The sequence below is a fragment of the Paraburkholderia sp. WS6 genome (genome assembly GCF_030464835.1).
GTDB lineage: Bacteria > Pseudomonadota > Gammaproteobacteria > Burkholderiales > Burkholderiaceae > Paraburkholderia > Paraburkholderia madseniana.
On sequence record NZ_JALQCK010000009.1, the window covers coordinates 89,455 to 115,596 of the forward strand.

Here is a 26,142-nt window from a genome sequence, read left to right on the forward strand (position 1 = left end):
CCTCGTCAGTTCACCGGATTGATCTTGAAACCGGCGCGATACTCGGCGATGTGCTTCTCGCGCTGTTCCGGCGTCATGTTGCGCAGCAAAACGATCGGGCTCTGGATCGTGTGGCCGCGAACATCGTCGAGCGTCCACATGTTCCTGTCGTCGAACCGCAGATGCGGCTGTGGCACCAGCGTCTTGCCGTCACTGCGCACGAAGCCGAGATCCTTGATGCAATCGGCCAGATCCCAGCCGTGGTAGCACTCTTCCCATTCGCGGCGTCCGCTGAAGCGTCCCATTGCCGGAGTCGGCCGCCCCTCGTATTCCGAGGCGAACGCCACCTTGTGAGTCCAGCGGCACAACTCCGAGCAGTACGTATAGAGCTGACCATCGACCTCGTCGACCACGAAGTCTTCACGGATCAGGCACGGCACCAGACAGCTCCAGCAGCGGTGCGGATACACATAGCCGTTCTCCTGGTCGAACAGCATGTTGGTCTCGCCGGGCACGCTCTTCTTCGCGTACCACTTCCAGAAGTCGCCGAATTCGGCGTACCAGCCCGGGTACTTGTGCTCGAACCACTCGAAGTCTTTTTCGGTCTGCGCTTCGATGCGCCAGAAGTTGACCGGCCAGCCCACGGCAAAGAACTGCGCGACCTTGTGGACATAGTTCTGTTTGACGATCCGATCCCACGCGGCGGCGACATCGTCGTGATGGATCTTGATACCGTACTTTTCCAGCGGCAGCATGTAGGTACGGTAGTAATCCTCATAGATCCACCGGTGCCACAGCTCGGCATACGATTCCTTGTTCTTGTCGCGATCCGCGGTGCCGTATTCGATGAAGGTGCCGATGGCCGCGTCGACGATCGCGTGGTTTTGCCAGAAGGCGTAGCGCAGGTCGCGCTCGAGCAGCAGGTGGTTGTCCGGGTCGTTGATGATCGACATCACCAGCGAATGGCCATTGCCGATGTGCCGGCTTTCATCGGACTGCACCGAAAGAAACACCGTCGGCAACGCATAGTCGCCGTTGCGTGCCGCTTCCGACGGCATGGCAACAAACAGCGTATTGGTGAATGCCGTTTCAGCGACCACCTGCAGAAACACGTTGGCCGCCGTGACCGCATCGCCGGTGAGGAAGCCTTCGGCGAACTGACGGCCGATGGTGGTGGCGTAGCATTTGCCGAATGCCGCCTCGGTAATATCGAACCCGGCGGGGTCGATATAGTTCTCCATGTACCACTTCTTCAGATTCATCTGGATCGTCGAGTGCCGGAACTCGTCGACCATCTGCATCGTGAAGCCGGTTCGCAGTTCTTCGCCGGGCGCGAGCCGTCCAAGCATCGCCATCGAACGTGCCGCCGAGATTTCCGGGAACGGGATGATCGCAAGGAACAGCTTCATCCACTCGACCCAGCGCGGCTCGACATTGCGGAACATGTCGCCGCGCAACGCCGCGTCGAGTGCGCCATAGACGCGGTTATCCTTTTCCTCCTGCATCGGAAAATACGAGCGCAGCACCTGCTTCATCGGGTCGCGCGGCGCCTTGCTGATCTTGTAGTCGGTCGGGAAGGTCATCGCTTCCTGGACGTAACTGGGTGTCCAGCCGAGATCGGCGACGCGACGGGCCGCCTCGCCGATACTGATCCCTCGCTGCGAGGTGATCTTGTTTAGCGTTAATCCATCAGACATTGGGCTCTCCTTGTTCCATTTCACGATAACCGTCGTACGGCGACGCTTCGGGGCAGGGCTGGCTCGTGCCGCGGCCAGAGTCAACAACGCGGGTGTAGTCGAACCACGCTAGCGAAAATTGGCGGGAGCAATGCTGAAGGACGTATGTCCAGATTCGTTCTTCATGAACGTGTCTCCTGCCATTTCTGCTTTGCGCTTCGGGACTGCAACGCTTTCCTTGTGACTTGCCTTAATAGAGCGATAAGCGTGCCAGGCAACGTTGGCTCAGGGTTGATGAGGCTGAGCCGTGCAAACAGGTCTTTGTGAAGCCATCAGCGCAAGTGTTCTGTTGTGTTATGCGACATTCTTGTTCGACGGACCTGTCCGATATTGGGACGCATCCTCTGCCGAATAAATAATCTGGTGTACTTATCTAACTTCGTGAATGACGGCCAGAGGAACCGCAAAAAATTCAGGTGCGAACTGCTACTACAGGCCGATCCCCCCGTGACTCTCGCCCTTATAGATCACGCTGGGAGAGTTATCGCCAGGCGGCTTGCCCTCGGCGACAAAGCGCGCGGCGAGGATCATGGCGCCCATGGCGAAATCTTTGCCATAGGCCGCGATCATCGCGTCTGCGAGCGAGCCTAACCGCTCGAAGAACTGGTCCTTGGACGGGTATTGCTCATTCATAGCTGCCTCCTTCCTGGCATGTGATGAATCTCGTTACACGCTCATCCCGGACTTCTGAAGCGGAATAACAGGTCCGGCAAGAACACGAGCGCAAGCTCGCCGGCCTCCGTGCCCAACGCCAACCGTGCGCCGTCAGGGGACCATGCAACGGTGCTGACCGGACTGCTGCCGGAATGCTTGATGACCAGGACATCGCCGCTGCCCGGCTGGCACAGCAGCACCGCACCGCTGTGGTAACCCACTGCAATCAGCGGATGCGTGGGATGGCAGGCGACCTGGCTGACCGGCGTCTTGCTGGCCACGCCGCATTCGTGCGGCTGGTCATCGCCGCCGGGCGGATCGAACCGCCAGCAGACGGGCCGCAGACCACCGCTCGTCGCAAGAAACCGACTGTCCGCGGAAAAAGATAGCGATCGGGGTTGCCCCGGGTACCCTCCCATTTCGATGTCGCCACCGTCGGAGAGCCGCCAGCCGTGCAGCGCGTTTTCTTCCATACCGCTCACCAGATAGCGGCCGTCAGGGCTCCACGCGACGGTGCGGTGATAACCGGGCCACGCCAGATGACGTTGTTCATGGGTGTCAGCGGACCATAGCGTGACTCCGCCCTGATGCGAGATCGCCACTTGCGTGCCGGTGGGATCGAAAGCGAGGGCCGTCGCAGAGCCGGGTAGTGTCAGACTGCCGGGCTTCGTCCCCAGCAAGTGGACCCGGCGGCCGGTTGCATAGGCGCGGACGCCTGCAGGACTCGCGGCGACCAGGTCGATCCACTCGCCGGCCTTGTCCACGAGGACTTGGCTGGCGCCATCGACGGCCAGGTGGACTAGGCGGCCGTCGTCTCCGCCGCTGAGAAATCCTCCTCCGGGGTCGGCGGCAAGCCCAAGGCAGGTGCTCTCGTGGACGCTAAAGCGCGCCAGTGGCGTGGGCGGCGCTTGCGCCTGCACGAACTCGACACCGCCGCTCTCGCGCGGCGTGAGCCGTGGCCCGCCTTCCCATGTGCCGGTTGCGAGCGCCAGCGTGCCGTCACCCAGCGCGAAGCCGGCGTATAGCCCGGTGGCATCCCAGACGGCCGCGACGACGGGCGCCTCCGCCACCCAACGCGCGCCGAGCAACTCGATCAGAGGCGGGGGCGCATTCATGAGTCGATCTCACAGTGTCGGATGCTCTCGCGCAAGCCGCGCCGATCAAGATTGCGCCCGATGAACACCAACCGGCTATCGCGATGTTCGTCCACTCGCCAGGGCCGGTCGAAGTCCGTGTCCATCGTCATGTGCACGCCCTGGAAGACGAAGCGGCGCTCCGATCCGGCCAGATCGACGATGCCTTTCGCCCGCAGCAGATCCTGGCCTTGCTCTACCACCAGTTGCTGCAGCCACGAGAGGAAGCGGGTGCGCTCGAGGGGCTTGTCGACGCGCAACGACACGCTGTCTATGTCGTGACTGTGCCGTCCGCGATGGATGGAAGCGCGAGAATCAACGCGAGAGTCGACGGGAACATAGCGATAGCTGCGGTCGCCACGCGGCAACGCGCTACCCTCGTCTTGCGACGGGGCGAGATGCATACGCTTGAGATCGAACGCACCGCGATCGAGCAGCGTAGCGAGTGGCACCGCACATCTGACACTGGGTAGCAGTTCCGCGGTCGGGTTGATGCGCCGGATTTCCTCCTGTATCGCCGCGAGCCCAGCCATGTCGACCAGGTCGGTCTTGTTGAGCAGCACGATGTCCGCTTGCGCGAGTTGCTCCGCAGCCTCGCGACTGTCGGAGAGGCGCGCTTGCAGGTGGCAGGCATCGACGACGCAGATCACGCTGTCGAGACGCGTGTGCTGCCGGATGAGATCGTCGATAAAGAATGTTTGCACCACGGGCGCGGGGTCCGCCAAACCGGATGTTTCGATCAGGATTCCATCGAAACCGCCCTTGCGTCTGACGAGCCCCGACACCACGCGAATCAGGTCGCCCCGTACCTTGCAGCAGATACAGCCGTTATTCAGCTCGACAACTTCGTCTTCAGCGCCCACGACTAGATCGCCGTCGATACCGATCGCGCCGAATTCATTGACGATCACCGCATAGCGCCGGCCATGCTGCTCACGCAGAATGCGATTGAGCAGCGTGGTCTTACCCGCGCCGAGAAAACCGGTGAGAACAGTGACCGGGATTCGATTCATTGCCAGCCCCCCTGGTTTGCGCCCGGAAGCGTCGCATCGAGATTGACCAACTCGTCTTCGAGCCGGGCGCGCTCGGATTCGATCGCCTGCAACGCGCGTTCGGCGTCGCTCAGCCGTTCACGCAATTGCGCGATGTTCCGCGTTCCATCGGGTGAGACGCCGTCGCGCTTCTCGCTTGCCAGCGCGCACGCCAACTCGATCTCGGCGCCCGCACGCCGGCTTTCGCCGCGCAAGTGGTGGGAGTTGACCTCAGTCAGTGCGATGACCAGTCGCATGCGCTCAAAGAGCCGCATTGCGTCTTGCTGCGCCACGGTGTTCTCCCTTCCGGCCGAAGCCGATCCGCTACGGAATCAGCACCGCACGGCCCTTGATCTTGCCGTGGTGCAGATCCTTGAGCGCCTGGTTCGCGTCGCTCAAGCGATATTCCCGGGTCGCCAGATGAACCAGTCCACGGTCGGCCAGCGCCATCAATTCGACCAGCTCGGGATAGGTGCCGACCAGATTGCCGACAATCGTTTTCTCGCTGGTGATCATGTCGATGGTCGGCAACTCGATCTTCCCGCCATAGCCGACGATGTAATAGAACCCGGCGTTGCGCGTCATGGCGAGTCCCTTGGCGATCGCGTCGCCTTCGCCGACAAAATCGATGACCGCCTCCGCGCCGTTGCCGCCAGTCAACTCAAGCACGCTCTCGACTTCGTTTCCATCGCCCTTGACGGTATGGTGCGCGCCGCATTCCTTCGCAAGCTGCAGCGCGGTCTCAGACCGATCGACCACGATGATTTCCGCCGCGCACAGTGCGTTCAATACCTGAATGCCGATGTGACCCAGGCCGCCGGCGCCGATCACGACCGCGAACTGGCCGGGAAGCAGGTGGCGCGACGCCTTTTTTGCCGCGCGATACGCCGTGAGTCCGGCGTCGGTATAAGGTGCGACGTCTTTAGGCGCGAGCGACTTCGGTAGCTGAATCAGCGAGCGTTCGCCGGTCAGCAGATACTGGGCATAGCCGCCATTCGCATTGATGCCGGGAAACCGGCTGTCGGTCGCGTGCATATCGTCGCCACGGCGGCATGCAAGACAATGGCCGCTCGTCACCAGCGGATGGCAGATCACCGGATCACCCACCTTCACGCTTTCGACGCCGCGTCCGACCGCTTCGACCCAGCCGGCATTCTCATGGCCCATGATGTAGGGCAAAGCCACGTCGACCTTGCTGCGCCATATGCCTTCAACAACGTGAAGATCGGTGCGGCACACACCGGCGCCTCCGATACGGACGATCACGTCGGTGGGGCGTTCGATTTTCGGATCCGCGAACTCTTCGTAGCGCACGAATTCGTCGCGGGACAATGACTCGTCGTACTGATGCAGCACTGCGGCTTTCACGTTTCGCCTCCTCCAATCGTTGTGTTTCGAGTTCGAGCATGTGGCCGGCCACTGCACGACTCGCCTCGGACGCTTGCGACTTTTTCTATCTCTTTCTGAGCAAGCCCTGTGCCAATGATCCTGAAATCACCAGGAGTGGGCGCAGTTTGCGTGATGGACAAGGAGGGACTGCTGCGCGCAGAACATAACGCCGATCGTGAACGGCCCGTACTGTCGCAAAATCGGACATAGGGTTAGAGACAGACCGCCGCGTCTGTTTCAAAATGGGACATATCGCTTTTGCTGAAGTGCGCGGCTTTTCAAGGCATCGCGCGGCGGAGCCAAGCGCATGGCGCACCTGGCAGGGCCGCGCGTGTACGCCCAGCGCCGAACGTTCGCTCGTTCATCTCGAGTCGGTTCGGCGCTGAGCCATCTCACTGCGCGCGAACTTCGATAGAAACCCGCCTGTCCGGTTGAAGGCAAGCGATAACTGCCCTGCTCTCGCCGACTGGACATTGGGTTGTTGAGTCACGAGAGCCCACTCCCGTCGCGTGAATCACCTCACCGTTCAGCCCATGATTGACCATGTATTCCCGTATCGTCTCTGCACGGGCCAGTGACAATGGCTGGTTGAGCGTTTCCGGCCCGAGGCGGTCGGTATGGCCGACTACCGAAATGGATTGAATACCGCTTCGTTGCTTGATACGCGCGATGACCTGCTCGAGGTTGGCCGCGCCGCCCGGCAAGATCGAAGCCAGACTGGACTGCCCAAAGGCAAACAGGGTATCGGTTTGCAGCACGAACTGGGCGACCGTTTGCTCGGACGCGCCCGGCTGCGCGGCCGCTGCAGGCGCGGTATCAGGCGCTCCACCGCACGCGAAGGTGAGTCGTCGCGTTACATCGGCGTCGTCATTATCCGCCTGGAGGCGCCCGACCTTCTGCACCGCTCGAACAGGTTCTCCGCGGCATATCTGCTGGGCCACCTTCATGCATGTGGCAGGCCCCTCGAAGAGCCCATGACATTCGACCTGATGAAGCCTCGTACCGTCCTCGGCCGTGACCGTGTAAGCATTAAACGTCGGCCCAGAGGCACTCGAACATCCGGCAAGCAAAGCAAGGCTCAGCGATAAGCCCCATCCAGAAAGCTGCTTCATTGTGTTCTCCATACTGTTTTTCGTACGTCCGGTTCGGAGCACGATCATGTTGTCCGCACTTGAGCGAGGGCGTCTGCGCTTTACCATTGCATGGCCGCGCCCATCCCGAAGGTCGTGCCGCCGGGACTCATGCCCACACCGGCTTTCATCTTGATGTTCTCGGTGATGCGCGCGGTTCCGCCCAGCGCGACGGCCTGATAGCCGCGAAAACCCGCCGTGCCGACGCCAAATGACAAGGTTCTGTCCTTGTCGACCTCCGGAATCATCGTCAATGCCGTCGCTGCGGCGATACCGGAATAAGCGTTGCGCGCGACGGAGTTGATGCCCGATTGCAACTGGTCCACCCGTTGATCGGTATAGGCATTCGCCTGCGCGAGCCCGGCATTGAGCTGGTTCACGTTGACTGCATCCGTCCCCTGCGTACCCGCCGCCACATTCGCCACCTGCCGCGTATCGTTAAGTGCGCCGACGGATACCACGTTGCTGCGGCCCCCGTCCGTGCTATTGGAACCCAGCGCCACCGAGTTATTCCCGCTCGCGGCTGCGCCGACACCCACAGCGGTCGCGCCATTCGCGCTGGCTTGCGAACTGTTGCCGACCGCCGTGCTATTCGAGCCGGAAGCTACCGAGCCCTGCCCGCCCGCCGAAGAATTCGATCCGGTGGACGCGGGTGAAGAACCAGGAGTGGACGAGAAGGGGGCACCGCCGCCCCCGTTTTGATTATTGATCAGCGTGGTCAACTGCGTGGTGACTGCGGCAAGCTGGCTTACGTTCACCGCGTCGGTGCCGGCCTTGCCGGCTGCCACGCCGGTGATCTGCCGATTGCCGATATTGACCTCGCCCGCGGACGACTGCGGACTGCTCAACCCGTACGCGATGTAGTTGCTCAACGCGCCAACCGTCGTCACCGATCCCGCGCCTAGCGCAACGCTGTTTGCCATCGACGCGCTCGCGCCTGAACCCATCGCGACCGCATCGATGGCGCTGCTTTGCGCACCCGAGCCGATAGCAATGCCACCTGCATTTGCAGCCTTTGCGTTCGCTCCTTGCGCGATCGACTGGGCGCCGCTTGCGATGGAGCCGCTGCCGAGCGCAATTGCGTCGGCCTGTGCCGCATTCGAGCTTTCGCCGATCGCGACGCCACCCGGTGCCGTCGAATCGACGATTGCCCCGTTGCCGATGCCCACGCCGTTGTCACCGTTGACCACCGTCGTCGGTCCGACGGCAATCGACTGCGCGCCGACCGCGAGCGAATCCGCCGCCGTCGAGTTCGCGTGAAAGTACATCTGTCCGCTAACGGCGAACGACGACAGCGCGCCGGCAAGCTGCCTGATGGTCACCGCATCCTGCGCCTGCGTGCCGTCCGCGACGTTGGTCAACTGGCGATACGTATTGCCGGCCGCGCTGCCGAAAGACACTGCGCCGAGCAGCGTTTGATCCGACGTGTTGAAGGGAATCGCATGGGTGCCGTTGGCGATCGAACCGATGCCGGAGAGAACCGCGCGGTTGGACACCGAGCCAGAGCCGATGGCGACCCCGCCGGCCACCGATGCGCTCGACAGAGCGCCCAGTGCAAGCGCGTTGTCCGCCTGTGCGGCAGCGCCGTTGCCGCCGGCGAAGCTGCTCACGCCGCTTGCGGTTGCCCCCACGCCCGCCGCCAGTGCGTTGGTACCGGTGGCGCCATCGTTGTTGTAGTTGCCGCCCTGCGTGCCGCCATCGTTGACGCTGTAGTAGTGCGTCTTGCTGGCCGTCACTACGCTGGCGAGGCTGCCGACCGCCTGATCCGTCGCGTAGAGCTGCGAGCCGTTCACCGCGTCGGTACTGGCCGCACTCACCCGGCCAGCCGCCACGTTGGTCACCGTACGCTCGTTACCTGCGCTGCCCACGCTCACCGTGCTCGTCGGGGCAGTCCCTGCGTACGTGTAGGCCGTGCCGTTGATCGTGTCGCCGGTCGTTACCACTGCCGCAGCCGTGGTCGAACCGCTGCCCAGCGCAACGGCATTGGCGTTATTGGCCACCGCGCCCTGACCCAGGGCCGTGCTGTTGGCGCCGGCCGCGGTGGCGGCCACGCCCGCCGCAAGCGCGTTGGTGCCGGTGGCGCCGTCGTCGGCGTAGTTGGCACTCTGAGTACCGCCGTCGTTGACGCTGTAGTAGTGCGTCTTGTTGGCGGTTATCGTCGTTGACAGACTGCTGACTGCCTGATCGGTCGCATATAGCTGCGAGCCGTTCACCGCGTCGGTACTGGACGCGCTCACCCGGCCTGCCGCCACGTTGGTCACCGTGCGCTCGTTGCCTACGCTGCCCACGCTCACCGTGCTCGTCGGAGCAGTCCCGGCGTACGTGTAGGCCGTGCCGTTGATCGTGACGCCTGTCGTCGGCACCGCCGCGGCTGTTGTCGATGCGCTGCCCAGCGCCACGCTATTGGCAAACGTCGAGCTCGCCCCTGCTCCAAGCGCTACGGCGTCCGTGGCGCTACTCTGCGCGCCGGAGCCCACAGCAACGCCGCCCTGGTTAGCGGCATTCGCGTTGGCACCTTGCGCGATCGACTGCGCACCGCTCGCGACTGCGCCGCTGCCGAGCGCCATGGCGTCGGCCGCTGCCGAATGCGTTTGCTGGCCGATTGCGATCCCACCAGGCGCCGTCGTATCGACCACTGCCCCGTCGCCGACACCGACGCCGTTGTCTCCGTTGACGACGGTCGTCGGTCCGACAGCGATCGACTGCGCGCCCACGGCCAGCGAATCGGCCGCCGTCGAATTCGCGTGAAAATAGTTCGTGCCCGTCACCGAGAACGATGACAATGCGCCCGCGAGTTGCCTGACGGTGACTGCGTCTTGCGCCTGCGTGCCGTCGGCGACATTGGTCAACTGACGGTAGGCGGTGCTACTGCCGACGGACACCGCACCCAGCAAGGTCTCGTCGGAGGTATTGAACGGAATCGCGTGGGAGCCGTTGGCGATAGATCCGACTCCGGGCAGAACCGTGCGATCTGAAACCGATCCCGATCCGATCGCCACACCGCCGACGATCGAAGCAGTCGCTTGCAGCCCGAATGCAGTTGCGTTGTTCGCCAGCGCCTGGGCACCGTTGCCCAGCGCCGTGCTGCTTACCCCCGAAGCCAGGGCGCCGACACCCGCAGCGAGGGCGTTAACGCCAGTGGCGCCGTCGTCGGCATAGTTGGCGCCCTGTGTACCGCCGTCGTTGACGCTGTAGTAATGCGTCTTGTTGGCGGTTACCGTCGAGGAAAGAGTGTCGACTGCCTGATCGGTCGCATACAACTGCGAGCCGTTCACGGCGTCGGTACTGGTCGCGCTCAACCGGCCCGCGGCAACATTCGTCACGGTGCGTTCCGCGCCCACCTTGCCGACACTCACCGTACTCGCCGGCGTGGTGCCCGCAAACGTGTAGGCGGTGCCGTTGATGGTTGCCCCTGGCGTCCCCACCGCTGCGGCCGTCGTGCTTCCCGCACCCAGTGCCACCGCGCCGGCATTGGTGACCGTGGCTCCGGATCCGATCGCGACACCTTGCGTCGCCGCGGCCGACACCGTAGCAGCGTCGCCGAACGCAACCGAACCGGCATTGTTCGCTTGCGATGCATTGCCGAGCGCGACAGCGCCCTGCCCAGTCGCTGTATTGGCATTGCCGAGCGCCACCGCGCCCTGGCCGTTGGACGTATTGTTCGCGCCCATGGTTATCGCACCGGTCCCGATCGCCGAGTTCGGATCGCCGATGGCGACCGCGCCATTGCCGCTGGCAGTATTGCCAACGCCAATCGACACGGCCTTGCCACCTGTCGCCGTTGCCGTCTGACCAATCGCTATGGCACCGGCCGTGTTCGCGGTTGCCCCGGTACCCTGGGCGATCGAATCGCCGCCCGTGGCTTGAGCCCCGTTGCCCAAGGCAATATCGTTGGCCGTCGTCGGCGCGCCATTCACGCCGGCTACCGCATTCAGGCCCTGGGCGATTGAATCGTTGCCGAAAGCATTGGCAGCCGGCCCCACGGCAATCGCGTTGGTGCCAGTTGGAACGCTGTCCGCCAGCACCGAATTGGTGTGGAAATATTTGATCCCGGCGCCATTGTTGATGTTGGAGATCGCCGTGGTATTGACCGTTACCTGCTGGTTGGTTGCAAACAGCTGCGAACCGTTCACCGCGTTCGTGCTCGTGGCGCTCAGTTGCCCTGCCGCCACATTTGCAATCTGCCGGTCAGCGCCTGTCGTGCCCACGCTCACGACACCTGCCGGCGCACCGCCGGCAAATGTATAAGCCGTGCCGCCAATGATCGCACCGGTGGTGGCGACAGCGCCAGTTGTCACAGTGCTGCCCTGGCCCAGTGCAACATTGCTGCCGGTCGTGCCAGCCGAAATGCTCGCGCCCTGGCCCAATACCGTCGCATCGGCATTACCGTTGTCAGTAGACTGGTTGCCCAGCACCGTGGAGGATGCACCCGTCGCACTCGCGCCGAAACCACCGGCACTGGCATTGGCTCCGCTCGATACCGGTTGTACTGCCGTCACACTGTTGTTCGATACAAATGGACCAGACTGGCCGTTGACGATAGACGTCAGATTCTGGTTCGTTGCAAACAATTGCGACCCATTCACAGCGTCCGTGCTCGTTGCGTTCAACGCAGCCGGCGCCATGTTGGTAATCGTCACCGGGGACCCGGCTCCCACTCCGCCAGTCGCACCGAGGGTGATCTTCGTACCACCAGCCGCGTCGTATTTGACCGCGATATTCGCCGTGTTATCGATATTCGTGTTCAGCGCAGTCAAAGCACCCGCAACCGTCGTCTGCGCCGAGGGTCCGGTTACGGCTCCGGTACTGCTGACGCTGTTGATCGGCTGGCTAAAGCCAGTGAGATTGCCGGTAGCTGCGCTATAGCTGGCGCCGCCGCCCAATGTGCTCGCTGTCGACGTGCCCAGGTTATTGACGCCGGTGACGACAGTATTCAGCTGCGAGCCGTTGATAGCATCGGTGCTGGTCGCCGAAATCACGCCTGCCGCCACATTCTGCAGTTGCCGTTCCTGCCCGGCAGAGCCGACCGACACCACGCCGTTGGCCGCGCTCGCGATGCCGGCCGCGGTGCCGCCATAGAGCGCAGTGGTACCCGCGTGCGGCGCTGCGGTCGTACTTCCCGCACCCAGGGCAACGTCATTCGCGTTGCTGGCCGACGCGTTCGGTCCGATCGCGACACTGTTGGCGCCCAGCGCCTGGCTGTCCGGTGCACTCGAGTTAGCGTGGAAGTACTTGATGCCCGGCGTCGTGCCGCCACCAGTCAAGGCGTTGACCAGATTCTGCACTGAGGTATAGGTATTGCCGCCGTAGCTCAGGCTGGTGGTCAACGCACCGGTCGTGGTGTTATAGGTGCTGCCACCGCCCAGGCTGGAGGCCGCACTGTTGCCCAGACCGGTCACCTGGCCGCTCAGCGTATGGCCGACGTTGTACAACTGGCTGCCATTCACCGCATCGGTGCTGGTGGCGCTCACCTCGCCGTCGGCCAGTTGGGTAATCTGGCGCTGACCGACCGCCACCGCACCGTTGGTCGGCGCCTGGTGTACGGTGAAAGTCTGGCCGTTCACCACGGCATTGGCCGTCGTGTAGGTGGTGGTCGCGTCCGCTCCGTTGCTGGTCGTGCCGTTACCGAGCGCGACATCCCCCGCGCCGTTGGCCACCGCCCCCGAACCCACCGCTGTGCTGTTGGTGCCGGTCGCCGTTGGCGCCGTATATGTGGTCGGATTACCGGTGATCCACCTGTTTGCCGCCGAGGTGGTCGAGCTGGTCAACTGACTGACGTTCACCGCATCGGTTGGATTGACCCCCGCGGCGAGGTTGGTGATAGTGACGCCGCCCGCGGGTGCGCCCACGCCGCCGGTCGCACCGAGGGTGATCTTCGTGCCACCCGCCGCGTCGTACTTGACCGCGATATTTGCAGTGTTATCAATGTTCGTGTTCAGCGCAGTCAAAGCACCCGCAACCGTCGTCTGCGCCGTAGGTCCGGTCACGGCCCCGGTACTGCTGACGCTGTTGATCGGCTGGCTAAAGCCGGTGAGATTGCCGGTGGCTGCGCTATAGCTGGCGCCGCCGCCTAATGTGCTTGCTGTCGACGTGCCCAGGTTATTGACGCCGGTGACGACAGTATTCAGTTGCGAGCCGTTGATGGCATCGGTGCTGGCGGCCGAAATCACGCCCGCCGCCACGTTCTGCAGTTGCCGCTCCTTCCCAGCCGAGCCGACCGACACCACGCCATTGGCCGCGCTCGCGATCCCGGCCGCCGTGCCGCCGTAAAGCGCAGTGGTGCCCGTATGTGGCGCTGCCGTTGTACTGCCCGCACCCAACGCGACGTCGTTCGCGTTGCTGGCTGACGCGCCGGCACCCAGCGCGATCGCACGGGCCTGGTTGGCCACCGCCGAATCGCCAAGTGCCAGCGCGCTCGCGCCGTTCGCGTTGCTCGCGTTGCCCAGCGCGACGGCGCCTTGACCATTGGCGGTATTGCCGTTGCCCTGCGCTACCGCGCCATCGCCCGTGGCGGTATTGTTCGCACCCACAGCGACAGCACCATTGCCGGTCGCGGTATTGGGATCGCCAATCGCGACCGCGCCGTTGCCGCTGGCGGTCTGCGCCTGACCGAGCGCCACTGCGCCCGTCCCGCCGAGTACCAGTGAGTTGTGCCCGCCGGCGAATGAACCCGCGCCGGCTGCGGCAGCGACGGTGCTGCCGTCGCCGATGGCAACCGTGGAGGCGGCGAGCGCACGTGCGCCATTGCCTATGGCAGAGGCATTGGTCGCGTTAGCCGTTGCTGAGGTACCCATGGCGACGGCATCGGTATTGGCTCCCGTCTGAGCCGAATCGCCTATCGCAATGGACGAGGAGCCAGCCGAGCTCGCGCCAGAGCCAATCGCAATGGCGCGGATGCCCGACGCCGCGGCGCCCGCCACCGTCGCTGGGGCAGACGCGCCGCCTTCCGCGACAGAATCCGCTCCGCCCAACGCTATCGCATTAGCACCACTCGCATTGGAGCCGTTCATCATGCCGAGCGAGTTGAGCCCTGAGGCGGCGGCGCCCGCCCCCAATGCCACCGCATTCTGTGCCGTGGCTTTGGACACTGTGCCGGCGGCCAGCGAAGAGGGACCGGATGCAGTCACGTCCGTGCCAATGCCAATCGCACCCGCCGCCGTTGCGCCCGTGCCTGCGACGGCACGCGGCCCAAGATAAACGGCGTTGAGGCCGCTTGCGATGGATTGAAAACCGACTGCGACAGCATGCGTCCCGGAGGCTGTGGCGATATAACCCATCCCGACGGCTCCAGGCCCGCTCACCACCGCCTGGAAGCCAATCGCGGTGGCATAGTCAGCGTTCGAGGTAACGTCGGTGCCAATGGCAATGGACGATATCCCCGTCGAACCGGTACCCGCGACGGTGCGCGCTCCCAGATAAACGGCGTTGACACCAGTGGCACTGGCTCCCGAGCCAACGGCTACACCGTTGGTTTGCGAACCGGTGGCTCCGCTGCCCAACGCGACGACGCCCGACGCGGCAGCGTTGGCGCTCGCGCCCAGTGCAACGCCGTTATCTCCAGTTGCTTTCGCCAAGGGGCCGACGGCAGTCGACTGGTTGCCGCTCGAGACGACGTCAAGGCCAACACCGATGGCCGACGTTCCGGTAGCGGCGACATCCGTGCCAATGGCAATCGCCGACTGTGCGGTCGCGCCGGTACCCCCGGCGCTGCGCGCACCCAGGTAGATAGCGTTGGTAGCACTGGCAATGGCTTGAAAGCCAACGGACAAGGCATTAAGTCCCGTACTGTTGGCGGCATAACCTACCGCAGTGGCTCCGCCTCCAGAGGCCGTGGACTGAAAGCCCACGCACGTGGTGCTGCCGCTATAGAAGTTGAAGGGTGCCGTAGCGCAGCTCACCTGCGCCTGCGCCTGCGCGGCCCACCCCCCCAAACCCATCAACAACAGTACGGTGACGACACGCGGACTGGAACCGTGCAGCGCCGAAGCACCATGTTCACCGCTGCGCCCATCGCATAGGGAGGCAGCCGCTCCTGACTTTCCCTTGCCGCGCGACGTGTCCAACTCCGAAGCGGCTACGAAGGCGCCCAGCGCCTTGTTCCAGATGGTCCGATATGCTTTGTTCATGTCGTTGCCTCACCAGATAATTGAAATGAGAAGTTCATAAGCACGAGCGTGTGCATGCACCCTATTTACTAAGGATGCCTATTTATAGTGTTTAAGACGTCTCGCTACGGCGCGAGTTGCTTTAGCGCTGGAGCTTCGGCAAGTTGTTTCCGCCCTCGGTGAATGACGAATTCTGAGCGCGAGCGAATACCCACGCAGACGATGTAATTCGCATGAGTAATTAGGCGATGAGGGTCGGTCCGATGGCCGGCTTTCGGCGGAGCTGGCCGCTGATGCGTTCGACGAATGTCTGGGTTATGAAGGTCCGAAGGGGAGACGTAGAGGAAAGGCGGTCGCGTGGCGGAGCGCCAATTGCCGGCCAGACTGATGCGCTTTCTTCGCCGAGCCAGTGCCCGGCTCTGTTCCGACTGGGATATTCATCGTTACTGCCCCTGAGTAGCCTGTTGCAACGTTCCCTCGGCTCGTGGCATGACAAATAGTCTTGCGCCAGGCTACACGCACCGCTTTTCTTTCTCGCAACATTTTGAGCACTATGTGAGACGAAGGCCGCCAAGCTATTCGCATCGAATGCGACATCTCTCTTTATTAAATCGTGTAATGAAAAGAAAGTTAAGTGCTCGCGGGGAACTTTCTCATAGGTCTTTTAATTTGTCTACAAAAAGCCTTTGCGACATCTGGGCATTGCAAAATTTAACAATTGGTGAGCCATGAACCTATTGCGAATTCGCCTTTGGACTGCGTCACGCTCGACGCGGCATGGTGTTTGCATTGCGGCCATAAATCGCTGCCAGCGGGCTGCCGGGCCTTGCTGCGAAAGTCATCGATGCGCGGAACGTAATTTATTTCATAATCCTTTCAACGCCATACAGATTAAATACGCATCGGGATTTCCTTACGGAAAACTAAGGATTTCCTGTACTTTTCCCGGTATTTTTTAAGTCAGTTTTGTGAAACAATTCTTATTAATTAAATTCATGCAAGACAGATAACGAAGACTCTTCCAGTCTCGCCATTGTTCTCACGCCCTTGTGAAAGCCAGGGAGTGAAAATGAAATGGAAATTCATTCGATACTGCTGTGTTCCCAGCCGCTTCTACTCCTTCAACGTCCGCCCGCGCCGACTGATTCGTTTTTCGCAGAAGCAGGAGCGGGATTGATCGACGCGTTTTCATTTCGTGCCACTTCGCACTTTTATTAACATGCTCTTCCTCTGCAACTTTCCCCGGCGCTTCGCCCGCTGCCGCGACACAAGGGCGGCGGCAGCGGGATACCGACAAATTACTTACCAGCGATAGCCAACGCCCGCGCCTGCACCCACGGAGCCGTGACCAGAAACGCCTGTTGTAATCGAGCCTTTGACCATCCACTTTTGCGTCGCGACCGACAGACCCAGAGCCATCGCAGACTGCCCGCCGTAGTTGCCGGCTCCGAGTGCTACAACCTTCTCACCCGGCAACACAGCTTGCGGCAAATTCGCCATGGCGATTGCGGACGCTGTACCCGCGCTCGCGTCACGGCGATATTTCTGCATGTCATCGCGAACGCTGTTGATTGCACCATTCAACTGTCGCACGTTGACTGCATCAGTCGGAGCCGTACCGTCTGCAACGTTGGTAATCTGACGCTCAGCACCCGGCGCACCGACCGAAACCGTGTTGTCCCGGTCTGCAACTGAATTTGCACCCAGGGCAACCGAATTATTCGCGGTGGCCTGGCTGTTGGTGCCGATTGCGGTCGAATCCGTGCCTGTGACTTTGGAATTCGTGCCGATGGCGGTTGCACGCAAAGCCGTGACTGTCGAGTTCGTGCCGATTGCCGTACCATCTTGACCCGAGACATTCGAGCCGTTACCAACAGCCGTTCCGTTGGGAACGGATACGACTGAATTGTTACCAACTGCCGTACCTGTCGGGTCTGCAACCGTGCCATTCGAGCCGGATGTCGAGATCTTGTCGACCGTGGTGGTGATTGACGCCAGATTGGTCGAGAGTGCCGAAACCTGCGAAGCAATCGAGAAAAGCTGCGAGCCGTTCACCGCGTCCGTACTCGTTGCGCTAATCTGCCCTGCGGCGACATTTTGCAACTGATGTTCCTGACCGACCGCGCCGATACTCACGACACCGGTCGGCGTCGCGCCTGCGAAGCCACCGAAGGTGACACCGTTCAGCGTGACGCTACTCACGTTCGTCGCCGCACGCGTGACCGCTCCGGAACCAAGCGCCGTCGATTCAGCGGTCGAAGCCGCGGCTGCGTTACCGATCGCGATTGAATTTGCGCCTGTCGCTTGCGCGAGAGTGCCCAGCGCAACCGCATTGGCCGATGCGGCGTTCGCATTAAATCCAATCGCGACAGAAGTAATTGCTGATGCGGTTGAAGACTGACCAATTGCAATAGCCGATCCCCCGCTCGCCAAGCTTGAGTTGCCGAGCGCCGTCGCGCTGCCGCCGCTTGCCGTCGCTAAGGGACCAACTGCCGTGGCGCTGTTGGTGGTTGCGTTCGACCCGGCCCCTAACGCTACGGAATTCACATCAACTGCCGAGGCATTCTCACCAATAGCGATTGCGTTCTGGGCAGTTGCCTGTGCGCGGGAAACTGCAACGCTACCGATCCCGGATGCAACGGAATCCACACCTATGGCCGTAGCGTCACCTGCACTCGCGTTCGCCTGAAAACCCACCGCCGTGCCGCCCGCGGCTGAACTATTGGTGCCGACCGCCGTTGAGAACTGAAAAGTAGTGTGTGCCTGAGCACCAATCGCAGTCGAGTTAGGATTCGCCGCGCTCGACCCACCGCCGAAAGCTACTGCTTGGTTGCCGGTTGCGACCGAATTTGCGCCAACTGCCGTGGCATTCTGGCCGCTTGCAGTTACCGTATCACCCAGAGCGGTTGCGGCCCCGCCCTGCGCTGACACATTAACGCCAACAGCAGTATTCTGGCTTGAGCCGTCGGCACCAGCCGCAGCAACGAAACCACCTCCGCCAGTACTGGCGACCGGCGCCGTTGCACCACCAATCGTTACGACGGTAGTTCCGGTTTCACCGCCCACTGCAAGGTTGTCCGCATGCGCATATCCCGCCGACAGCATGAGTGCTGTCAATACAGCCAGCGGCACTTTGGACGTGAGCGGACTACCACCCTGCCCCATTTCCGTTTGTCCCGCTTCGCCCTGCACGCCGCGCTGCGTCTCGGCTGCCGCGACCAGCGCGCCAACTCGACGATTCCAAACCAACTTATATCTGCTTTTGTTCATTACGTTCCGCTCTCGCTTGTCTGATGATCAATAAAGGGATTCATATCCGGTCTCCGTCACGCTCAATTTGATGAGTCTTTGGCTTGCCCGCGCCGTCTGTTTTTCCCGGCGTGCCGTTCGATAGCGCCTGTCGCTACAAGGCGCCGATCGCCGCAGTCAAACCGCTGATGTCCACGGCTACAAATGTTTGAATTAGCAACTTTGTGTAAGGACGCGAGGAATTATGGGCAGCGTTACTGCCGCAATCGTTTTGCTCGAGGGACGAAATGCTTTGCCGGAGGGAAAATTCTTTTGCTATCCGTGTGGAAACCGCTCGATTTAAATTGAATTAACAATCTGGTACGCTTCGCGGCTTTATGCTGGCGACCGATCCCCGCGAGCCTCAAGCTGAGCAATCAGCCGCCGTTAACCAGGAACGTACCCGTCAGCTCCTTTCGCCTACACGATGTCGCCCCGAAACACTGCCCTCACGGATGCCCATCTTCTTGTGGTAGACGACCAGCCGGACCAGCTTCGATTGTTGATTGACGTATTGCGCAATGCTGGATGCCGGATCAGCGTCGGATTCGACGGGTCACAGGCTTATCAACGAGCACTGGCGATTTCACCCGACCTGATCCTGATGGACGTACGGATGCCGCGGATGGACGGATTCGCCGCCTGCCGGCTGCTTGCCGCTGACCCCCGCACCTCTGCGATTCCCGTCATATTTCTGACCGTGGCTGGGGACCTTCACGATCGGATCAACGGTCTGGAAATCGGTGGCGTGGACTACGTACTCAAGCCATTCGAGGCGGACGAGGTACTTGCACGGATTCGCGTACACCTCGCCCGGACGCGCGGCAATCGGCACACCGACGATGAGGTATCCGCTTCGGACTTCACAGGCAACAGCGTCATCGTTCGCGCGGCCATTCGACATTTGTCGCAAAGGCTGAACGATGCGCCAACGGTCGAACAACTCGCCCGCCTCGTGGGGACCAATGAAAAACGACTGTCGCGTGCGTTTCGGGACAACCTTGGCCAAACAGTATTCGAGTATCTCCGCGACGAACGCTTGCGGATTGCACAAAAGCTATTGAGCAGCACGCCGTTGAGTATCGCCAGCATCGCCGAAGAAATTGGCTTTTCCAGTGCCGCGAATTTCGCCACGGCGTTTCGCGAGCGATTTGGTATGCCCCCGTCAACCTATCGGGAGGAATTTCGCAGTCGGGATCTGGCTGATACCGTGGAAACCGCCCTCGAGGCAGAGTAACGACATCATGACTACGACTAGGTGGCTCCGCTTACTGTGCTTATGTCTGAGCTGGTGGGCCACTCACTCGTTGGCCGTCGGTCTCGACGCCACTGGGAAACAGACACAACGGGTCCCCACCCTGGACCAGGTGCAGGTATTCGAAGACGTCTCGGGCAAGATGAGATTGGACGACATACTCACACTGTCCGCCGGAGCCACGCAAGGCTTCCTTCCCATGCAACGGAGTCGACTGAAACCAGGTTTCACCCACTCGGCATGGTGGCTCCACGTGTCGGTGAGCAACCACAGTTCAACAGCCCTCCCGCTCGTTCTCGTGCTCCCGGACGCGCGCCTCGAGAACGTAGACTTTTACACCGAACGCAGCGGCCACTGGACACATGATCGCAGCGATCCCACCAGCCTCGCATCCCAGCCCTTTTCGTCCCGGTATCCGTTGGCGGATTTCACGCTCGCTCCCGGTGAACAGCGCCTGTTTCTCATCCGGGTGGCCAGCGATACCGCAATCACGCTCGAACCGAGGCTGTATTCCGCAGCGGCATATGACGCGCTGGAGAAACGCGCAGCGCTCTGGGACGGAGGATTGATCGGCGGCACACTTGCACTGGCGTGGTGCGCGCTGCTCATCGCCTATTTTTCCCGCAGTGTCTCGTTTCTCGTCCTGACAGCACTGTGTGCCATGACGGCGCTGTTCGAAGCTGCGGATCGCGGCTATACGAAGCTATATCTGTGGCCGTTCGCAACCGAGTGGAGTGCGAGAAGTGTGACGGTGCTCGGATGTACTGCCGTGCTGCTGTTCATTGTCTTTATCCTGCGCATCTCTCACAGCGAAAAAGCAAACCTGCCAGCACGCTACATACTGTTCGGGTTTGCGTTGCTGGAGTGCGTTGCCGCAATAGGCGCCGCATTCGGCAATCTGTTCGTGTTCGCGCAAGTCGGCGTGTATGTCAATGCGCTGTTCGGTGTCTTCACGGTGATTATCGCTGCACGCCTCGCGCGTCAGTCGACCCCCACCGCGCGGATCATGCTGCTCGTCATGATCTTCTCGCTGTTCAGCTTTGCGTTGCGCATGCTCGAAACGCTCGGGTCCTTGCCGACAGCTCTCGCCTGGCTGAAGTCCGACATTCATCCGAACCCGGTCGTTGCAATTATTGGCCTAGCCACCAACCTTATTGTGCTTGCAGCGTGGATAAACCACGTCGGAAAGCAGCGAATAGCGGCAAGGACAGAACTTGCGGACTGGCAAAGAAGCGAACACGAGCGCCTACGCGATCAGGTTGCACAGCGCACATTGGAGCTGAACGAAGCATTGCTTTACGCCGAGGAGAAAAACCAGCAACTGATCGAAACCTTGGGTTATGTCAGTCATGACCTCCGTGCGCCGCTCGCTACGATTACGGGTTACGCCAGACAGCTACGGGATCTGGCGGATTCGAAGCAGGTGCGACCGATCCAGGCAATCGAGCGCAGCGTGAACTATCAACTCGGCCTGATCGACGAACTGGTTGGGTACGCGAAAACTGAGTTGCAGCCGTTGGATATCGCCCCGGTCGCAACCAACCTGCCTGCACTTCTCGACGACATTGCCGAATACGCGCTCGCACTCTGCGCGCAGTTGAACAACCAGTTCAACTATCAGGCACTGACGTCGTTGCCCCGTCGACTGACGATCGACGGCCGCCGGTTGCAACAGGTATTGCTCAATCTGCTGTCGAACGCGTCCAAGTTCACCCGCGACGGCTTCGTCACGATGACCGTGAGCGCGCGCCTGCAGGACGATCAATGGCACATGAGTTTTGAGGTCGCCGATACCGGCATCGGTATCGACATTGAAGCGCAATCGAAACTCTTTACGGCTTTTCGCCAGATACAGGCGGTGAACGGTAGCACTGGCCTCGGCCTCATTATTGCGCAGCGCATTGTCAACACAATGGGCGGCGACTTGCGCGTTTCAAGCGCGCCGCAACGTGGCACCTCGTTTTCTTTCGGACTCATCGCTCCCATTACGGAAGATACGGATGCTTCGCCGTCGAACGTCGCACAGTATTCTTCCGGCGGCTCTGCTCATATCCGCCCACAACGCAAACACGGGTTCGCCGTTTCCGCTCCTCCTGAGAGCGACCGCCAGGAACTGGCAGTTCTCGCGAAGGACGGACGCCTGACGGACATAGAGCGATGGATAGAAAACATGATCAGGATTCACCCCTCGTGCGCAGCGTTTCTGACTGAAATGCGGCGCTGCCTCGAAGCGCTGGATTTCGCAGGCATCGAGGCTCTTGCTCTCGCACCGCACGAAACAAACGATGTCTCGCGCCCCTGGTAACGTAACAGGATGCTGTCACCGGTGTTGGCCGCGCAACCTGGAATGGGAGCGACGGCCGGACGGTTGTCGCTCATTGAAAAACGGGCCGGCCGAGCAGGCGGCCAGCTAGATGGAGCAACAGAAGATGGGGTGGGCAACGGGCACGGGGCGACGTGCGATCACGGTTGCTGCGAGGGGGATATTTTGCGCAGCGGCTACCGGCCACGCGCACGCGCGGGTGACGCAACCAGCGAATGATGCGCAAGCGAAGGACACCGCGGTACAGGCGGATGTTGCGCCCGGCGTCACGCTGTCGGAGATAAAAGTGAAAGACGTGGCGAACCTGTCGTCACTCGGGCTCGTCGGCAAACGCACCACAACCGGCACGAAGACCGACACGCCGATCACCGAGGTTCCTCAAACGATCAACGTCGTCACTGCGCAGCAGATCGAAATGACGGGCGCGACCGACCTCAACCAGGCGCTGCACTACGTGCCAGGCTTCGCATCGTTTGGGTCCGACAGCCGCACCGATTTGTATGCAGCACTACGCGGCTTTACTCCGACTTTGTTCGTCGACGGATTGCAAGCGCCGAATACGACACCCATCGCGAATTGGCGCGTCGACCCGTATATGATCGACAGCGTCACTGTGCTACGCGGGCCAGCGTCGGTTCTGTATGGGGCCGGAGATCCGGGCGCGATCGTCGACGTGCAGACGAAGCAGGCCGACGGCGAGCGCGTGCGCGAGGTTGGCGTGCAGATCGGCAACTACGCGCGCAAGCAGACGATGCTCGACATCGGCGACAGGCTCGACGACGACGGCAAGTACGCGTATCGCTTCGTTGGCGTCGCGCGCGACGGCAATGCGCTGAGCGGCCCGAACGCGGACCAGCGCGTCGCGCTGGCACCGTCGCTCCGCTGGCGGCCGGATTCTGACACCTCGTTGACGCTTACTGCGACCTACCTGCAGGACTGGAATGATATTTCACACAACTTCCTGCCCGCGCAGGGCACCGTACTGCCAAACCCGAATGGTCAACTGTCACATGACGTCTACACGGGAGAGCCGACATTTAATGACTACCGGAAGAAACAGTGGTCGCTCGGCTACCAGTTCTCGCACGATCTGAATTCGATCTGGACGTTGCGCCAGAACCTGCGCTGGATGCACTTGTCGCTTGACGACGCGTCGGTCTTCGGCGGCGGTCTTGCCGAGGGCAGCACGACCGACATTACTCGTTACGCAGGGCTGTTTCAACTGAACTACAGCCGCTTCGACATCGACAACAACGCGCAGGCGCGTTTCGGCACGGGGCCGCTCGAACATTTGCTGCTGCTCGGCTTTCAGTACAACCGGCAAACGACGACCGACAGCGTATGGCTTGCGCTGGCGCCGGACCTGAACCTCTACAACCCGGTCTACACGCCGGTCACGACCGCGATCTTCTCGGGCCCGACGTCGTTCGGCCGCCAGGACCTGCACACGGCAATGAACACGTTCGGCGTGTACGCGCAGGACCAGGTCAAATGGAACCGCTGGGCCTTGACGCTCGGCGGCCGCGAGGATTGGGTCAACATGCAGCAGGACGACCACGAGGCCAGCACACAGACGAAACAGGATGTCAGCGCGTTCTCGGGCCGCGTCGGCCTCACGTACCAGGGCGACTACGGGCTGTCACCGTACGTCGGCTATTCGACCTCGTTCAATCCGGTTATCGGTGTGAGGATGTTCGGCGGCGGATTGCCCGAGCCGACGCGCGGCAGGCAGATCGAGGCGGGCCTGCGCTGGCAGCCGCCGCGCAAGAACCTGATGTTGAGCGCAGTCGTCTATCAGATCAACCAGACGAACGTCGTGACACCGACACCGACGAATCTCGACCCGACCGGCACGTCCTCCGTGCAGACTGGCGAGGTGCGTTCGCGCGGTATCGAGCTGAACGCGGTCGGAGATGTGTCGCGCGAACTGTCGATTATCGCGTCATACATCTATCAGGATGTGAAGAACGTAAAGGCAAACGACGCGTCGCTGAACAACTGGCCGGTCGACGTCCCTCGCCCTCGCCAGATGGCGTCGCTGTGGACCGACTGGACATGGCATACAGGAGCGCTCGCCGGCTTCGGGATCGGTGGTGGGATCCGCTACCAGAGCGCGTCCGCGGGTGCGCCGGACAACTCGCTGACGGTCGCAAGCTATACGCTGTACGACGCGGCACTGCACTATCACACCCGCAATTGGCGTCTCGCACTGAACGTGGCGAATCTGTTCGACCGTCACTACATCAGCGGCTGCCAATCGTACTCGGTCTGCGCGTTCGGCAACGAGCGAACCGTGCTAGCCAACGCGAAATACACCTGGTGATAAAGCATCCCCGATTTTGCGGCAGCTTCAGATAACGGAATTTAAACCACGCCAAGCCGTCAGCCACGACTGGCGGGCAAGACCGCAAAGGCAAAAAAACCTATCGAGCTTTGCCAGCCCCACCCCAGTTGAAACCAGAACTGAACTGCAGCGCCGGCGCCCACTTCGCGCATGCCTGAAAACTCAACGCAGCACCGCCGACGGCAAACAAAACTGGAATCAGAAAGTCGTGGCTCACCCGGGTAAATTCAAAAACGAGCACCACAGCCGTAACCGGCATCTGCATCGAAGCAGCCAGAAACGCCGTCGCGCCGACAACGGCAAACGCGCCTGAAGAAGCGCCCGGCCAGAACAGACTCCAGGCCCCGCCGAGCACCATCGCCAACAACGCGCCATTCGCAAGCCCGGGCGTCAACAAGCCGCCTTCAGCACCCGCACGCAAACTACTCGCGGTGATCACCACCTTCAGCACCAGCAGCATGGCCGCGAGCGCCATCGTCAGGTTGCCGTCGAACGCCAGGCCCGCAGGCCCTTTGCCATTGCCGAGCAACTGCGGAAAGTGCATCGCCAGTACGCCGATGATCGCGAAGTTCAACAGCGACAACACGGGCAAACGCCAATTCCTGGGCGCCTCTGCACGCGCGCGTTTCGTCAGCTCCGTAAAGCCCCACGCAGCAGCACCGAAAATCGGACCGCACACCACAGACCAGACGACCAGCGAGGTACTCACCGTCAACGACGGCACCAGATACTGATGCTCGTTGCCCAGACCGAATTGCGCGACCAGCGCCGCGACGGCCGATGTCACCAAGGCAGGCACCAAGGCCTTCGAGCCAAACGTGCCCAACAGAACCTCGAGCACGAACACCGCACCACCGAGCGGCACGTTGTAGACGGCGGCCAGACCCGCACCGGCACCGCACGCGACCATGATCCGGCTCTGCTCAACCGATAAGCCCGCGCGGTGCGAGAGCCGGCCGGCCAGCGCCGAACCGATCTCGCGCGGCGCGACTTCGCGTCCGAGCGGCGAGCCGAGCGCCACCGTCACGATCTGCAGCAGCGCATGCACGGTGGTGCTCACCACAGGCATACGCGGATCGTCGGATTTGACGGCCTGGCGAATGCTGACGAGCGGCCGCCCGAAGCGATACAGCAACCACCAGCCGAGCCCGGCCACCAGTCCGCACATCGTCAGGACGAGCACACGCCGCTCAGGCGTCGCATCGGTGACACCTTCCAGGAAACTCTCGCTGCTGATGACGTGCGTCACGCTGTAGCCATATGCGAGGTGCTGAATGCCGTGCAGCAGCAAGGCGAGCAACATGCCGCCGAGACCGGCGCCGATCCCCGTCAGCAACGTGACGACGGCCAATGCTGCAAGTGGATTGCGCGCGCGGCGCCGTGGCTCCGAAGTGATTGATTTGACTGACATGGTGCGTCGACAGAGGCGGAATTAATGGGATAGCGATCATCTTATTCCGCGTCGCAACATGAATCAAATTGCTTTTTCTACTCGACTGATGCGTTATACGCATAGGCGGCACGCACCCGCTTTCTGCAACGGAAACGTAAGCACTTGAGCCCGTCCGGATCATGAGAGCGGACGACGCATGCAGTTGTCGGTCCCCCACCGCTCGTCTTACTTCAGTTCACCGACACGGAAAATACATTACGAATAACAAACAATTTATCAAACGCGGTTAATACAATAATTACATTAAGCCGACATCCGCCATGCATTGAGATTCGCACCGGAATTCGCTCCAGGGATTAATACGGATAAACGCGGCATCAAC

Annotated in this window: 13 protein-coding genes; 3 read left to right on the forward strand and 10 right to left on the reverse strand. The window is 61.6% G+C overall.

Features of this window, described 5'->3' with window-relative positions; all coding sequences use genetic code 11:
* Positions 1 to 5: 5 nt before the first annotated feature.
* The 9 genes from M0D64_RS13430 to M0D64_RS13470 all read right to left on the reverse strand — a co-directional run bounded on the left by M0D64_RS13430 (position 6) and on the right by M0D64_RS13470 (position 18,427).
* Positions 6 to 1,676: an aromatic/alkene/methane monooxygenase hydroxylase/oxygenase subunit alpha gene (locus tag M0D64_RS13430; RefSeq protein WP_093632506.1), complete on the reverse strand. Its 1,671-nt coding sequence runs from the start codon at positions 1,674 to 1,676 to the stop codon at positions 6 to 8.
* A 468-nt stretch (positions 1,677 to 2,144) separates the two neighbouring features.
* A complete protein-coding gene (locus M0D64_RS13435; RefSeq protein WP_171926410.1) occupies positions 2,145 to 2,348 on the reverse strand; it encodes a hypothetical protein in 204 nt (67 codons plus the stop codon).
* Positions 2,349 to 2,389: 41 nt separating this feature from the next.
* A complete protein-coding gene (locus tag M0D64_RS13440; protein WP_266258036.1) occupies positions 2,390 to 3,484 on the reverse strand; it encodes a WD40 repeat domain-containing protein in 1,095 nt (364 codons plus the stop codon).
* Entirely contained in the window at positions 3,481 to 4,515 is a 1,035-nt protein-coding gene (locus tag M0D64_RS13445) for a GTP-binding protein (RefSeq protein WP_266258037.1), read from the reverse strand. Before M0D64_RS13445 ends, M0D64_RS13440 begins: the two co-directional genes overlap by 4 nt.
* A complete protein-coding gene (locus M0D64_RS13450; RefSeq protein ID WP_266258038.1) occupies positions 4,512 to 4,826 on the reverse strand; it encodes a hypothetical protein in 315 nt (104 codons plus the stop codon). Before M0D64_RS13450 ends, M0D64_RS13445 begins: the two co-directional genes overlap by 4 nt.
* 31 nt (positions 4,827 to 4,857) lie before the next feature.
* On the reverse strand, positions 4,858 to 5,901 hold the full coding sequence (locus tag M0D64_RS13455; protein WP_093632502.1) for an NAD(P)-dependent alcohol dehydrogenase: 1,044 nt from the start codon (positions 5,899 to 5,901) through the stop codon (positions 4,858 to 4,860).
* Between the two features lie 413 nt (positions 5,902 to 6,314).
* The gene (locus M0D64_RS13460; protein WP_266258039.1) at positions 6,315 to 7,034 is read right to left on the reverse strand and encodes an OmpA family protein; all 720 of its coding nucleotides are present in this window, start codon (positions 7,032 to 7,034) and stop codon (positions 6,315 to 6,317) included.
* A gap of 80 nt (positions 7,035 to 7,114) precedes the next feature.
* Positions 7,115 to 15,178, reverse strand: a complete 8,064-nt coding sequence (locus tag M0D64_RS13465; RefSeq protein ID WP_266258040.1) for an ESPR-type extended signal peptide-containing protein — start codon at positions 15,176 to 15,178, stop codon at positions 7,115 to 7,117.
* A gap of 1,281 nt (positions 15,179 to 16,459) precedes the next feature.
* Positions 16,460 to 18,427: a YadA family autotransporter adhesin gene (locus tag M0D64_RS13470; protein WP_266258041.1), complete on the reverse strand. Its 1,968-nt coding sequence runs from the start codon at positions 18,425 to 18,427 to the stop codon at positions 16,460 to 16,462.
* 445 nt (positions 18,428 to 18,872) lie between these two features.
* Between M0D64_RS13470 and M0D64_RS13475 the strand changes: the two genes are divergently transcribed.
* The 3 genes from M0D64_RS13475 (at position 18,873) to M0D64_RS13485 (ending at position 24,346) form a co-directional block, all read left to right on the forward strand.
* Positions 18,873 to 19,682 (forward strand): response regulator, encoded by an 810-nt coding sequence (locus M0D64_RS13475; RefSeq protein WP_154564865.1) that lies wholly within the window; start codon positions 18,873 to 18,875, stop codon positions 19,680 to 19,682.
* A gap of 7 nt (positions 19,683 to 19,689) precedes the next feature.
* Complete coding sequence (locus tag M0D64_RS13480; protein ID WP_154564867.1) at positions 19,690 to 22,005, forward strand: sensor histidine kinase; 2,316 nt, start codon at positions 19,690 to 19,692, stop codon at positions 22,003 to 22,005.
* Positions 22,006 to 22,129: 124 nt separating this feature from the next.
* The gene (locus M0D64_RS13485; RefSeq protein WP_266258151.1) at positions 22,130 to 24,346 is read left to right on the forward strand and encodes a TonB-dependent siderophore receptor; all 2,217 of its coding nucleotides are present in this window, start codon (positions 22,130 to 22,132) and stop codon (positions 24,344 to 24,346) included.
* 100 nt (positions 24,347 to 24,446) lie between these two features.
* Here M0D64_RS13485 and M0D64_RS13490 read toward each other — a convergent pair whose 3' ends face one another.
* Entirely contained in the window at positions 24,447 to 25,778 is a 1,332-nt protein-coding gene (locus M0D64_RS13490; protein ID WP_266258043.1) for a chloride channel protein, read from the reverse strand.
* Between the last annotated feature and the right edge of the window lie 364 nt (positions 25,779 to 26,142).